Raw genomic sequence first — 12784 nt, 5'->3', positions numbered from 1 at the left:
GGTGTTCACCGGGGCACTGACCGCCGACCTGCTGCTGGGCGACGTCCACTCGCTCAAGGGCAAGCGCTCCGTCGTCCGGCCGATCGTGGCCGAGCTGCGGCGGCGCTTCGCCGTCTCCGCCGCGGAGGTCGGCGACCAGGACCTGCACCGCCGCGTGCAGATCGGGGTCGCCACCGTCGCGGGGGAGGCCGGTCAGGTCACCGACGTCCTCGACGCCTGCGAGCGGTTGCTGGCCGAGCGGCCGGAGGTGACGCTGCTGTCGACGCACCGGCAGCTGTTCAGCGACAGCGATTGATCAAGGACCCCGTCCCCCTCACCCCTCGCTCCGCTCGGGGTGAGCCTCTGGACGGGGCCGTTCCAGTCACTCACCAGGAGGTCCTGATGGCCGACCCGGCCCGCGCCCGCAAGCTCGCGGTGCGCATCCGTCAGATCGTCTCCGCCGCGATCGAGACCCAGATCAAGGACCCCCGCCTGGGCATGGTGACCGTCACCGACGCCCGCGTGACCAGCGACCTCCGCGAGGCCACGGTCTTCTACACCGTCTACGGCGACGAGACCGCGATCGCCGACTCGGCGAAGGCGCTCGCCAGCGCCACCGGGGTGCTGCGGTCCACGGTCGGCAAGCAGACGGGGATCAAGTTCGTCCCCTCGCTGGAGTTCGTGGCCGACATCGTCCCGGACACCGCCCGCGAGCTCGAGGAGGCGCTCGAGCGCGCCCGGCACGCCGACGCCGAGCTCGCCCGCGCCCGCGAGGGCGCCAGCTACGCCGGCGAGGCCGACCCCTACCGCCGTCCTGCCGAGGACGACGAGGACGACGACGACACGGCTGCGGCCTCCGCTGCCGATGAGGGATCCGAGGACCCCGCCCCGACGAGGAGCGCACAGTGACCGAGAACGACCCCGACCCGTACGAGCCCGGCGAGGGCCAGGGCGCTTCCGTGCTGGGCGGCAGCGCCGTCCCCGGCAGCGGTGACCCGACCGACGGCGGCAAGCACGGCCAGATCGGCGAGGCGCCGAGCATCGCCGAGGACGAGCCGGACGACGGGACCGGGTACGCCGTGGGCGGCGGGAACATCACCGAGCACCAGGGCGGCCGCGTGGCCGACCCGGATCCGGGCGCGTGAGCGCCCGGATCACGACCCCGCGGAACCCGCTGAGCGGCGACCTGGCCGACGCGCTGCGCGCGGCGTCCGCGGTGCTCGCCGAGGCCGCGGACGCGCGCGCGACCGTCGTCCTCTCCGGCCACGTGCAGCCCGACGCGGACGCGCTGGGCAGCACCCTGGCCCTGGCCGAGGGGCTGCGACGCCGGGGCGCACGGGTGCTGGCCACCTTCCCGGGACCGTTCACCCTCCCGGCCTCGCTCGGCTGGCTCCCCGGCGCCGACGGGCTGGTGCCGTCGGACTCGGTGCCCTCCTCGCCCGACGTCTTCGTCAGCCTCGACGCCGCCTCGCCGGGCCGGCTGGGCGAGCTCGCCCCGCTGCTGGAGCGGGCCGCGACATCGATCGTCGTCGACCACCACGCGAGCAACCCGGGCTTCGGCCGGCTGCGCGTCGTCGACCCCGCGGCCCCGGCCACCGTGACCCTCGTGGCCGACCTGCTCGACGGCCTGGGCGTGACGCTGGACGACTCCCTGGCCACCTGCCTCTACGCCGGGCTGGCCGCCGACACCGGCTCCTTCCGCTTCGGCAACACCCGCCCGGACACCCACGAGCTGGCCGCCCGGCTGCTCAGCACCGGCATCGACCACGCCGCCATCAGCCGCCGGCTGTTCGACACCGCACCGTTCGGCTGGCTGGGGCTGCTGTCCGTGGTGACCGGTCGCGCCACCCTGGAGCCCGAGGTGGGCGACGGGCTGGTCTGGACGTGGTCCAGCGCCGCGGAGGCCGGCGAGCACGGCCTCGCCGGCGAGCAGCTCGAGGCGCTGGTCGACGTCATCCGCTCGGCCGAGGAGGCCGACGTGGCCTGCGTCCTCAAGGGGCAGCCCGACGGTTCGTGGACCGTCTCGATGCGGTCCCGCGGCGCCACCGACGTCGCCCGCATCGCCATGGCCCTGGGCGGCGGCGGCCATCGCGCGGCCGCCGGCTACACCTCGCACCTCGACCGCGAGGGGACCATCGCGGCGCTGCGCGAGCAGCTGCGCGCCCGATGAGCGGGCGGTCCACCGGACCGCGCAGCTCACCCGGCGTGCTGGCGCTGGCGCTGCCGGCGCTCGTCGTCCTGGCCGCCGAACCGCTCTACCTGCTGGTCGACACCGCCGTCGTCGGCAACCTCGGGACGGTCGCGCTCGGCGGGCTGGCCGTCGGCGGCGGGCTGCTGGCGTGGGCCGCGGCGCTGCTGAACTTCCTGGCCTACGGGACGACGGCCCGAGCCGCCCGCCGGGCCGGGGCCGGTGACCGGGCCGGCGCGGTCACCGAGGGCGTGCAGGCGACCTGGCTGGCGGGAGCCCTCGGGCTGCTCGTGCTGCTGCTCTTCCAGCTCCTCGCCGGGCCCCTGACGCGGGCGCTGGCCGGCGGTCCGGGACCGGTCGCCGAGGCGGGGGAGGAGTGGCTGCGGATCGCCTCGCTCGGAGCTCCGCTGCTGCTGGTGTCCCTGGCCGGGAACGGCTGGCTGCGCGGGGTGCAGGAGCTGCGCCGCCCGGTGCGCTACGTGCTGGCCGGCAGCCTGCTCAGCCTGGTGCTCTGCCCGCTGCTCGTGCACCCGGCCGGTCTGGGGCTGCCCGGCTCCGCGGTGGCGAACGTGGCCGGTCAGGCGCTCACCGCGGCACTGTTCGTGCGCGCGCTGCTGCGCGAGGGGGCCGCCTGGCAGGTCCGCCCGGCGGCGGTGCTGCGCCAGCTGGTGATCGGGCGCGACCTGCTGCTGCGGGCCGCGGTCCTGCAGCTGGCCTTCCTCGTCGCCGCCGGCGTCGCGGCCCGCACCGGCACCGCCGTGCTCGGGGCCCACCAGATCGCCCTGCAGCTCTTCTTCTTCCTGGCCCTGGTGCTCGACGCCTACGCCATCGCCGCGCAGACCCTCGTCGGGCACGCCCTGGGTGCCCGGCGCCCGGACGAGGCCCGCGCGACCGCCCGCCGCGTCGCCCTGTGGGGGCTGGTCACCGGAGGCCTCGTCGCCGCCGTCCTGCTCGCGCTGCGCGACGTCCTCCCGCCGCTGTTCACCGACGACCCGGCGGTGCTGGCGCAGGCCGCCGTCGTCTGGTGGTTCCTGGCCGGCTTCCAGCCGCTGGCCGGCGTCGTCTTCGCCCTGGACGGCGTGCTCATGGGAGCCGGCGACGTCGGCTACCTGCGCACGGTCACGATCGCCTCGGCGCTGGTCGGCTTCCTGCCGCTCTCGCTGCTGGCCGGGCCGCTGGAGCTGGGCCTCGCGGGGGTGTGGACCGGTCTGACGCTGTTCATCGCACTCCGGCTGGTCGCCGTCCTGGCCCGGGTGGCGGGTGACCGCTGGCTGGGCGCGCCTGAGAGCGTTGGGGCGTGAGCCCGAGACGCCAGGACGCCGACGTCCCGCCCGGTCTGCTGCTTGTCGACAAGTCCGGCGGCATGACTTCGCACGACGTCGTCGCCCGCGCCCGGCGCGCGCTGTCGGTGCGCAAGGTCGGGCACGCCGGCACCCTGGACCCGATGGCCACGGGTCTGCTCGTGCTCGGCGTGGGGACGGCGACCCGGCTGCTCGGGTACGTCGGCGGCCACGACAAGACCTACGAGGCCACGATCCGGCTGGGTCAGGCCACGGTCACCGACGACCGCGAGGGGGAGCTGCTCACCTCCGCCTCCACCGCCCACCTCGACGACGACGCCGTCCGCGCCGCCCTCGCCGCCCAGACCGGCCCGCTGCAGCAGGTGCCCTCGGCGGTCAGCGCGGTCAAGGTCGACGGGCGCCGCTCCTACGACCGCGTCCGGGCGGGGGAGACCGTGGAGCTGGCCGCCCGCTCGGTCACGGTGCACCGCCTGGAGGTGCACCGGATCACGCGGCCCGAGCCGGACCTGGTCGACGTCGACGTCACGGTCGAGTGCACCGCCGGCACCTACATCCGGGCCATCGCCCGGGACGCGGGCGCCGCCCTCGGCGTGGGCGGCCACCTCACCGCGCTCCGCCGCAGCGCCTCGGGCCCCTTCGCCGTCGCGCAGGCCGGCACGGTCGAGGAGTCGGCGGCCTCCCTGGTCGCCGGCGGCGGCCCCGGCTTCCTGGGTCTCACCGAGGCGGCCCGGCTGGTCTTCCCCGAGCGGGCCCTGACCGCCGAGGAGGCCGTCGCCCTCGGGTACGGGCAGCGCATCCCGGCGACCGGCGCCGAGGGCCTGCACGCGGCCGTCGACCCCGACGGCCGGTTGGTGGCGCTGGTCGAGGACGCCGGCCGCGTCGCGAAGGTGGCGGTCGGCTTCCCGCCGTCCTGACGACGGCCTCCCGCCGCGGGGATTGAGCGCGCGCCACCTCGGGAAGGGGTGGCCCATGAGCGTCGTGAAGATCAACGCGGTCACCGTGCCCAAGGACAAGCAGGAGCGCTTCGAGGAGCGGTTCCGGGGCCGGGCCGGTGCGGTCGAGAGCACCCCGGGCTTCGAGTGGTTCGAGCTGCTGCGCCCCGTGGAGGGCACCGACCAGTACCTGGTCTACACCCGGTGGAGCAGCACGGAGGCCTACGAGGCCTGGCAGTCGAGCCAGGACTTCGACCGCGCCCACGACGGCGGCGGCGACACCCTGGCCTCCGCGGCGCCGCACTCGGCCCACGTGTGGACCTACGAGGTGCTGGAGAACGCCGGGCCGAAGGTCGACCAGGAGCACCAGGCCTGAGCCCGGCTACTGTGACGGCACCGGTCCCGCACGTCCGCGGGGCCGGTGCCGGTCCGGCACGCCGCCGGCCGGTGCCACGACGCAGCACGCCCGGGTAGGAGCCATGACCGACACGCTCGCCGACAGCCGTACCACCTCGCGGATGTTCCTCGCGGACGTGCCGGTGGTCGTCGACGACGTGCAGCGCCGCTCGCCCACCGAGCGCGCGGAGCTGCTGGCCGACCCCGGGTTCGGCCGGTACTTCACCGACCACATGTTCGTGGCCCGCTACCAGGCCGGCCGCGGCTGGTACGACGCCCGCCTGACCCAGTACGGCCCGCTGCCCATGGACCCGGGCACCGCCGCGCTGCACTACGCGCAGTCGATCTTCGAGGGCCTCAAGGCCTACGCGCAGCCCGACGGGAGCGTCGCCACCTTCCGCCCCGAGGCCAACGCCGCCCGGTTCGTGCGCAGCGCGCAGCGGCTGGCCATGCCGCCGGTGCCCGAGGAGGCCTTCCTCGCCGCGGTCGACGCCCTCGTGGACGCCGACCGCGACTGGGTCCCCACCGGGGCCGACCAGACCCTGTACCTGCGGCCGTACCAGCTGGCCAGCGAGTCCTTCCTCGGTGTCCGCCCGGCGCACGAGTACCTGTTCCTGGTGATCGCCAGCCCGGCGGGTGCCTACTTCCCGCGAGGTGTCCAGCCGGTCTCGGTCTACGTCTCCGAGGACTACGCCCGGGCGGCGCCCGGCGGCACGGGCGACGTGAAGTGCGCCGGCAACTACGCGGCCAGCCTGCTGCCGCAGCAGGAGGCCAGCGCGCTGGGCTGCGACCAGGTCGTCTACCTCGACGCGGTGGAGAAGAAGTACATCGAGGAGCTGGGCGGGATGAACCTCTTCTTCGTCCACGGCTCCGGCGACGACGCCGAGCTGGTCACCCCCGAGCTCTCCGGCAGCCTGCTCCCCGGCATCACCCGCGCCTCGCTCATCACCGTCGCCCAGGACCTGGGCCACCGCGTGAGCGAGCGCAAGGTGAGCCTCGCCGAGTGGCGCGACGGCGTCCTCGACGGCTCGATCACCGAGACCTTCGCCTGCGGCACCGCCGCCGTGATCACCCCGGTCGGCGAGGTCAAGGCCCGCAGCGGCGAGTTCTCCGTGGGCGACGGCACCCCCGGCCCGCTCACCATGCGGCTGCGCGAGACGCTGCTCGGCATCCAGCACGGGCGGGTGGCCGACACCCACGGCTGGCTGCACCAGGTCTCCTGACCGGGGCCGGACGCGTGCTGCGCTGGCGGGGGCTGGAGGCGACCCCCGGTGATCTCGGCCGGACCGTGGTCACCGTCGGCATGTACGACGGCGTCCACCTCGGTCACCAGAAGCTGATCGGTGCCGCGGTCGCGCGGGCCCGGGCGATGCGTCGTCCGTGCCTGCTGCTCACCTTCGACCCGCACCCGGCCGAGGTGGTCCGGCCCGGCTCCCACCCGGCGATCCTGACCTCGATGGACCGCAAGGCCGAGCTGGTCGCGGGCCTGGGCGTGGACGCCATGTGCGTGCTGCCCTTCACCGCCGAGTTCAGCCGCCTGGTGCCCGAGACCTTCACCCACACCGTGCTGGTCGAGCGGCTGCACGCGGCGCAGGTCGTCGTGGGGGAGAACTTCACCTACGGGCACAAGGCGGCCGGCGACGTCGCCAGCCTCGCGGAGGAGGGACGCCGGTTCGGTTTCGCGGTCGAGGGCGTGCCGCTGGCCCAGGACTCGTCCGACGACGGCGAGGTCACCATCTCCTCGACCTACATCCGTGCCTGCGTCGCGGCCGGCGACATGGTGTCCGCGGCCCGCGCGCTCGGACGGCCGCACCGGGTCGACGGCGTCGTCGTCCGCGGTCACCGTCGGGGACGGGAGCTCGGGTACCCGACGGCCAACGTGGAGACCCCGCCGTTCACCGCCATCCCGGCCGACGGCGTGTACGCCGGCCACCTGGTCACCCGGCACGACGACGGCACCACCGACCAGCGGCTCCCCGCGGCGATCTCGGTCGGCACCAACCCGACCTTCCAGGGCACCCGCCGCACCGTCGAGGCGTTCGCCCTGGACTACAGCGGCGACCTGTACGGCGAGCACGTCGGCGTCGAGTTCACCGCCCGCCTGCGCCCGATGGCCGCGTTCGACGGCATCGAGGCGCTGCTCGCCGCGATGGCGAAGGACGTCGCCGACACCCGCCGGGCGCTCGGGCTCCCCGACGCGCCCTGACCCGGCCGGGTCGGTGCGGCGACGCACCGTGATCAGCCGGCGTCGGCGCCGCTGGTAACCTTCGGGGCAGCCGGTACCACCGGCGTGTGTGCAGCCTGCCCTCGTGCGTCAGACCGAGGGCCACACGTGACCGCCCAGGAGGCGAACCATGGCGCTCGACAGCGCAACCAAGCAGCAGATCATGACCGACTACGCGACGGTCGAGAAGGACACCGGTTCGCCCGAGGTGCAGGTCGCGATGCTGACCCGCCGGATCAGCGACCTGACCGAGCACCTGAAGATGCACAAGCACGACCACCACAGCCGGCGGGGCCTGCTCCTGCTGGTCGGCCGGCGTCGCCGGCTGCTGAACTACCTGGCGAAGACCGACATCAACCGGTACCGCTCGCTCATCGAGCGGCTCGGCCTGCGCCGCTAGCACATCGAGGGGACCGCCCGGTTCGTGCCGGGTCGGTCCCCTCTCTCGTGCGGCACCCGCCGCACGGGCCACGGCGAGCCCGCCCGACGCGATCCGCATCGGGCCGGTCCTCGGTAGTGGCCCCCGGGCACGCAGGTTCCCTCCGCGGAACGTTCCCGAGGGCTTCGATCGAGCACCGGTCATCCGGACGCCCCGGCGGACCCCCGCCGCAAGAGGAGTCGCAGGTCGGCACGAGGCCGCCGCGACGAAGAAGAGAGAAGGACGAGTGTCCGCACCCACCATCACCGCTGAGTTCGACGCCGAGGACGGCGTCACCACCGCCACCGCGGTCATCGACAACGGCAGCTTCGGCAGCCGCACGGTCACCTTCGAGACCGGCCGGCTCGCCCGCCAGGCCGCCGGCTCCGTCGTCATCACCCACGGCGACACCATGCTCCTGTCGGCCACCACGGCCGGGCGCCAGCCGAAGGAGCAGTTCGACTTCTTCCCGCTGACCGTCGACGTCGAGGAGCGGATGTACGCCGCCGGGCGCATCCCCGGCTCGTTCTTCCGTCGCGAGGGCCGCCCCTCCGAGGACGCGATCCTCACCTGCCGCCTGATCGACCGCCCGCTGCGCCCCACCTTCGCCAAGGGCCTGCGCAACGAGGTCCAGGTCGTCATCACGGTCATGTCGCTGGACCCGCAGCACCTCTACGACGTGCTCGCGATCAACGGCGCCTCGGCGTCCACCCAGCTCTCCGGCCTGCCGTTCTCCGGCCCGGTCGGCGGCACCCGCGTCGCGCTGATCAACGGCCAGTGGGTGGGCTTCCCGACCCACGCCGAGCTCGAGGACGCCGTCTTCGACATGGTCGTGGCCGGCCGCGTGCTCCCCGACGGCGACGTCGCGATCATGATGGTCGAGGCCGAGGCCACCGAGAAGACCATCGAGCTCATCGCCGGTGGCGCCACCGCCCCGACCGAGGAGGTCGTGGCGCAGGGTCTCGAGGCGGCCAAGCCGTTCATCAAGGCGCTGTGCGACGCGCAGTCCGCGCTCGCGGAGAAGGCGGCCAAGCCGGTCGCCGACTTCCCCCGCTTCCTGGACTACCAGGACGACGTCTACGCCGCCGTCGAGGCGCAGGTCGGCGACAAGCTGGCCCAGGCGCAGCAGATCGCCGGCAAGCACGAGCGCGAGGACGCCACCGACGCGCTCAAGGACGAGGTCAAGGCCGCGCTGGCCGGCCAGTTCGAGGGCCGCGAGAAGGAGATCTCCGGAGCCTTCCGCGCGCTGACCAAGAAGGTGGTCCGCCAGCGGATCCTGCGCGACAAGGTCCGCATCGACGGCCGTGGGCTGACCGACATCCGGCCGCTGTCGGCCGAGGTCGAGGTCATCCCGCGCGTGCACGGCTCGGCGCTGTTCGAGCGCGGCGAGACCCAGATCCTGGGCGTCACCACGCTGAACATGCTCCGCATGGAGCAGCAGCTGGACACGCTGTCGCCGGTGAACCGCAAGCGCTACATGCACAACTACAACTTCCCGCCGTACTCCACTGGTGAGACCGGCCGCGTGGGCTCGCCCAAGCGCCGCGAGATCGGCCACGGCGCGCTCGCCGAGCGCGCCCTGGTGCCGGTGCTGCCGGACCGCGAGGAGTTCCCCTACGCGATCCGGCAGGTCTCCGAGGCCCTCGGCTCCAACGGCTCCACCTCGATGGGCTCGGTCTGCGCCTCGACGCTGGCCCTGCTCAACGCCGGTGTCCCGCTGAAGGCCCCGGTCGCCGGCATTGCCATGGGCCTGGTCTCCGACGAGGTCGACGGCAAGACCGAGTACGTCGCGCTCACCGACATCCTCGGTGCCGAGGACGCGTTCGGTGACATGGACTTCAAGGTCGCCGGCACCAAGGACTTCGTCACGGCCCTCCAGCTGGACACGAAGCTCGACGGCATCCCCTCCGACGTCCTCGCCGGTGCGCTGACCCAGGCCCGCGCGGCCCGGCTGCACATCCTCGACGTCATGGGCGAGGCGATCGACGCCCCCGACGAGATGAGCCCGTTCGCGCCCCGCGTGACCACGGTGCGCATCCCGGTCGACAAGATCGGCGCGGTCATCGGCCCCAAGGGCCAGATGATCAACGCGATCCAGGACGAGACCGGCGCGGACATCACCATCGAGGACGACGGCACGATCTACGTCGGCGCCTCCGACGGCCCCTCGGCCCAGGCCGCGGTGGACCGGATCAACGCCATCGCCAACCCGCAGATGCCCAAGGTCGGCGAGCGGTTCCTCGGCACGGTCGTCAAGACCACGCCGTTCGGCGCCTTCGTGTCCCTGCTCCCGGGCAAGGACGGCCTGGTCCACATCAGCAAGCTCGGTGCGGGCAAGCGGATCAACAAGGTCGAGGACGTCGTCAACGTCGGCGACAAGCTGCAGGTCGAGATCACCGACATCGACGCCCGCGGCAAGATCAGCCTCGCCCCGGTCGCCGAGGGTGGTGCCGAGGCCGCGTCCGAGGCGCCGGCCGAGGCCGCCGCACCCGCGGGTGAGTGACCACGTCTGACGTGTTCGGGACCGGGGCGGGTGCGCATGCACCCGCCCCGGTTCCCGTCGGGGAGACCGCGCTGCTCGACCTCGACGAGGTCGGCGGCCGGGTGGAGCGCACCACGCTGCCCGGGGGCCTGCGGGTCCTGACCGAGACGATGCCGGGAGTGCTCTCGGCGACGCTCGGCATCTGGGTGGGCGTCGGCTCGCGGGACGAGACGCCGGCCGTGGCCGGGTCGTCGCACTTCCTCGAGCACCTGCTGTTCAAGGGCACCTCGTCGCGCTCCGCGCTGGAGATCGCGGCGGCCATGGACGCGGTCGGCGGTGAGATGAACGCGTTCACCGCCAAGGAGCACACCTGCTACTACGCGAACGTGCTCGCCAGCGACCTGCCGCTGGCCGTGACGCTCCTGGCCGACCTGGTCACCGAGGCCACCAACACCGCGGCGGACCTGGAGTCCGAGCGCACGGTGGTGCTCGAGGAGATCGCCATGCGCGACGACGAGCCCGCGGACAGCGTGCACGACCTGTTCGCCGAGACGCTCTTCGGCGACACCTCGCTGGGCCGCTCGGTGCTCGGCACCGTCGAGTCCATCGAGGGGCTGACCCGCGAGGACGTCGACGGCTGGTACCGCTCCCGGTACGCCGTCCCGTCGATCGTGGTGACGGCGGCCGGCCGGGTGGACCACCGGCAGGTGCTGGACCTGGTGACGGCGGCCTTCGGGGACCGGCTGTCCGGCTCGGCCGAGCCGGCGCCGCTGCGCACCGGTGACCTCGAGCTGGTCCGCCCGGCCCGCAGCACCGGTCTGATCGCCCGTCGCACCGAGCAGACCCACCTGCTGCTCGGCGCCCCCTCCACGGGGCGGCTCGACGAGCGGCGCTACGCCGCCGCCGTGCTCGACGCCGCGGTCGGCGGCGGCATGAGCTCCCGGCTGTTCCAGGAGATCCGCGAGAAGCGGGGACTGGTCTACAGCGTCGGCTCCGCACTCACCCACTACGCCGGCGCGGGGGCCTTCTCGGTCTACGCCGGCTGCTCCAAGAAGCGGGTGCCGGAGGTCCTCCGGCTGATCCGCGGGGAACTGGACCGCGTCGCCGCCGACGGGCTCACCTCCGAGGAGGTCCGCCGGGCCCGCGGACAGCTGCGCGGGGGACTGGTCCTGGGGCTGGAGGACACCGGTTCGCGCATGAGCCGGCTCGGCAAGAGCGAGCTCTCCTACGGGGAGTACGTGCCGGTGCGCGACGTCCTCGCCCGCATCGACGCGGTCGACGAGGCCCAGGTGCGCTCGGTGGCCGGCGACCTCTTCGGCCGGGAGACCTGCCTCGCCGTCGTCGGCCCCTACCGCGAGTCCGACCTCGACCGGCTCTGACGTGCCCGGGCAGGAAGGCGGCGTGCTGCCGCGCGTCGCCTTCGGCGTCGCCGTGCTGGTCTCGCTGGTCGTCCTGTTCGTCCCCGCCTCGGGGGTGCCGACGGCGCCCCCGGGGACGGACAAGGTCGTGCACCTGCTGCTCTTCGCGGCGCTCGCCGTCACCGGGCGCTGGGCCGGGTTCGCCCGCCTCCCGCTGGGGGCCGGCCTGGTCGCCTACGCGGTGCTCAGCGAGGTGGTGCAGGGCACGACACCGCTGAACCGGTCCGCCTCGGTCGCCGACGGGCTCGCGGACGTCGCCGGGGTCCTCCTCGGTCTGCTCGTGTGGGCCGCGGCCACCCGTCGGACGCGCTGATCGCGCCGCTGTCTTGCGCCGGGGACGCGCGCCGGGAAACCTGACCGCGTGACCACGACCGACCAGAACACCGCGTCCGCCTCCTCGCTCGTCCCCGTGGGGGTGCTGGGCGCCCGGGGCCGCATGGGTGCCGAGGTGGTCAAGGCGGTCAACGACGCCGACGACCTCGAGCTGGTCGCGATGGTCGATGACGGCGACTGGCTGTTCAACGTGGCCGACGCCGGCGCGCAGGTGGTCGTGGACTTCACCCGCCCGGACGTCGTCATGGACAACATCCGCTTCTGCATCGACAACAACATCCACTGCGTCGTCGGCACCACCGGTTTCGACGAGGCCCGGCTGGCCACGGTCGCCGAGTGGCTGGAGCCCAAGCCCGAGCTCGGCGTCGTCATCGCCCCCAACTTCGGGATCGGCGCCATCCTGCTCATGCGCTTCGCGCAGGAGGCAGCGCGCTTCTTCCCGTCGGTGGAGGTCGTCGAGCTCCACCACCCGAACAAGGTGGACGCTCCCTCGGGGACGGCGGTGCGCACGGCACGCCTGGTGGCCGCCGCGCGGCGGGCCGCCGGCCTGCCGCCGTCGCCCGACGCCACGACCGACTCGCTCCCCGGCGCCCGCGGGGCCGACGTCGAGGGCGTCCCCGTGCACGCCGTCCGGCTCACCGGGCTGGTCGCCCACCAGGAGGTGCTCCTGGGCGCCGCAGGGGAGGCCCTGACGATCCGGCACGACTCGTTCGACCGGGCCTCGTTCATGCCGGGCGTGCTGCTGGCGGTGCGCGAGATCAGCCGCCGCCCCGGGCTCACCGTGGGGATCGAGAGCTTCCTCGGCCTGTAGGCCGGCACCACCGACGCGCCGCTGAGAGGCCCGGTTCCGGAACGCGCCGAGTGTGACGCGGACCGCGCCGCCGGGGGTTGCACAGGGACCTAGGACCTCGTGTACTGTTCTCCATGCGCCGCGCGGCCCGGAAGGGCCGCCGGACCGGACACCGCCCTTGAGGGCCTCCGGAAACCGGCGTAGAGTTGGACATCCAGCCAGTGACGGAGCCCGGAAGGGTCGAGTTGTTGCGCGTCCGCTCCTTGAGAACTCAACAGCGTGCCGAAAGTCAGTGCCAAGTAATACCCCGTGCCGCGGCTCGT

At 73.9% G+C, this 12784-nt stretch carries 14 protein-coding genes; all 14 read left to right on the top strand.

Annotated features, from left to right (window positions below):
• The first annotated feature begins 1 nt into the window (after position 1).
• Positions 2–295 (top strand): DUF503 domain-containing protein, encoded by a 294-nt coding sequence (locus DQ244_RS17025; RefSeq protein ID WP_113812708.1) that lies wholly within the window; start codon positions 2–4, stop codon positions 293–295.
• Between the two features lie 86 nt (positions 296–381).
• The gene (gene rbfA / locus DQ244_RS17020; RefSeq protein WP_113812707.1) at positions 382–888 is read left to right on the top strand and encodes a 30S ribosome-binding factor RbfA; all 507 of its coding nucleotides are present in this window, start codon (positions 382–384) and stop codon (positions 886–888) included.
• The gene (locus DQ244_RS17015; RefSeq protein WP_113812706.1) at positions 885–1124 is read left to right on the top strand and encodes a hypothetical protein; all 240 of its coding nucleotides are present in this window, start codon (positions 885–887) and stop codon (positions 1122–1124) included. Before rbfA ends, DQ244_RS17015 begins: the two co-directional genes overlap by 4 nt.
• The gene (locus tag DQ244_RS17010; protein ID WP_233491690.1) at positions 1121–2149 is read left to right on the top strand and encodes a bifunctional oligoribonuclease/PAP phosphatase NrnA; all 1029 of its coding nucleotides are present in this window, start codon (positions 1121–1123) and stop codon (positions 2147–2149) included. The genes DQ244_RS17015 and DQ244_RS17010 overlap by 4 nt, the downstream gene beginning before the upstream one ends.
• Entirely contained in the window at positions 2146–3468 is a 1323-nt protein-coding gene (locus DQ244_RS17005; RefSeq protein ID WP_113812705.1) for an MATE family efflux transporter, read from the top strand. Before DQ244_RS17010 ends, DQ244_RS17005 begins: the two co-directional genes overlap by 4 nt.
• A complete protein-coding gene (truB, locus tag DQ244_RS17000) occupies positions 3465–4382 on the top strand; it encodes a tRNA pseudouridine(55) synthase TruB (protein ID WP_113812704.1) in 918 nt (305 codons plus the stop codon). The genes DQ244_RS17005 and truB overlap by 4 nt, the downstream gene beginning before the upstream one ends.
• Positions 4383–4437: 55 nt before the next feature.
• Entirely contained in the window at positions 4438–4776 is a 339-nt protein-coding gene (locus DQ244_RS16995; protein ID WP_113812703.1) for an antibiotic biosynthesis monooxygenase, read from the top strand.
• 103 nt (positions 4777–4879) lie between these two features.
• Complete coding sequence (locus tag DQ244_RS16990; protein ID WP_199580453.1) at positions 4880–6019, top strand: branched-chain amino acid aminotransferase; 1140 nt, start codon at positions 4880–4882, stop codon at positions 6017–6019.
• Between the two features lie 14 nt (positions 6020–6033).
• Positions 6034–7002 carry a bifunctional riboflavin kinase/FAD synthetase gene (locus DQ244_RS16985; protein ID WP_113812702.1) on the top strand — a complete coding sequence of 323 codons (969 nt, stop codon included), beginning with the start codon at positions 6034–6036 and terminating at the stop codon, positions 7000–7002.
• Between the two features lie 148 nt (positions 7003–7150).
• The gene (rpsO, locus tag DQ244_RS16980; RefSeq protein ID WP_113812701.1) at positions 7151–7420 is read left to right on the top strand and encodes a 30S ribosomal protein S15; all 270 of its coding nucleotides are present in this window, start codon (positions 7151–7153) and stop codon (positions 7418–7420) included.
• 265 nt (positions 7421–7685) lie between these two features.
• Positions 7686–9941, top strand: coding sequence for a polyribonucleotide nucleotidyltransferase (locus DQ244_RS16975; RefSeq protein ID WP_199580452.1), 2256 nt, complete (start codon positions 7686–7688; stop codon positions 9939–9941).
• Complete coding sequence (locus DQ244_RS16970) at positions 9938–11299, top strand: pitrilysin family protein (RefSeq protein ID WP_233491689.1); 1362 nt, start codon at positions 9938–9940, stop codon at positions 11297–11299. Before DQ244_RS16975 ends, DQ244_RS16970 begins: the two co-directional genes overlap by 4 nt.
• 22 nt (positions 11300–11321) lie before the next feature.
• Positions 11322–11651, top strand: coding sequence for a VanZ family protein (locus DQ244_RS16965; RefSeq protein ID WP_233491688.1), 330 nt, complete (start codon positions 11322–11324; stop codon positions 11649–11651).
• A gap of 48 nt (positions 11652–11699) precedes the next feature.
• A complete protein-coding gene (gene dapB / locus DQ244_RS16960) occupies positions 11700–12482 on the top strand; it encodes a 4-hydroxy-tetrahydrodipicolinate reductase (RefSeq protein WP_113812699.1) in 783 nt (260 codons plus the stop codon).
• The last annotated feature ends 302 nt before the right edge of the window (positions 12483–12784 follow it).

The sequence above is a fragment of the Blastococcus sp. TBT05-19 genome, assembly GCF_003319095.1.
Classification (GTDB): Bacteria; Actinomycetota; Actinomycetes; order Mycobacteriales; family Geodermatophilaceae; genus Blastococcus.
This window is presented reverse-complemented; position numbering and strand designations above follow the sequence as displayed.

Bases quoted from the DNA above. Each gene is read 5' to 3' on its own strand.
- rpsO (WP_113812701.1), top strand. From the start codon at position 7,151: ATGGCGCTCGACAGCGCAACCAAGCAGCAGATCATGACCGACTACGCG.
- DQ244_RS16995 (WP_113812703.1), top strand. From the start codon at position 4,438: ATGAGCGTCGTGAAGATCAACGCGGTCACCGTGCCCAAGGACAAGCAG.
- DQ244_RS16990 (WP_199580453.1), top strand. From the start codon at position 4,880: ATGACCGACACGCTCGCCGACAGCCGTACCACCTCGCGGATGTTCCTC.
- DQ244_RS17005 (WP_113812705.1), top strand. From the start codon at position 2,146: ATGAGCGGGCGGTCCACCGGACCGCGCAGCTCACCCGGCGTGCTGGCG.
- rbfA (WP_113812707.1), top strand. From the start codon at position 382: ATGGCCGACCCGGCCCGCGCCCGCAAGCTCGCGGTGCGCATCCGTCAG.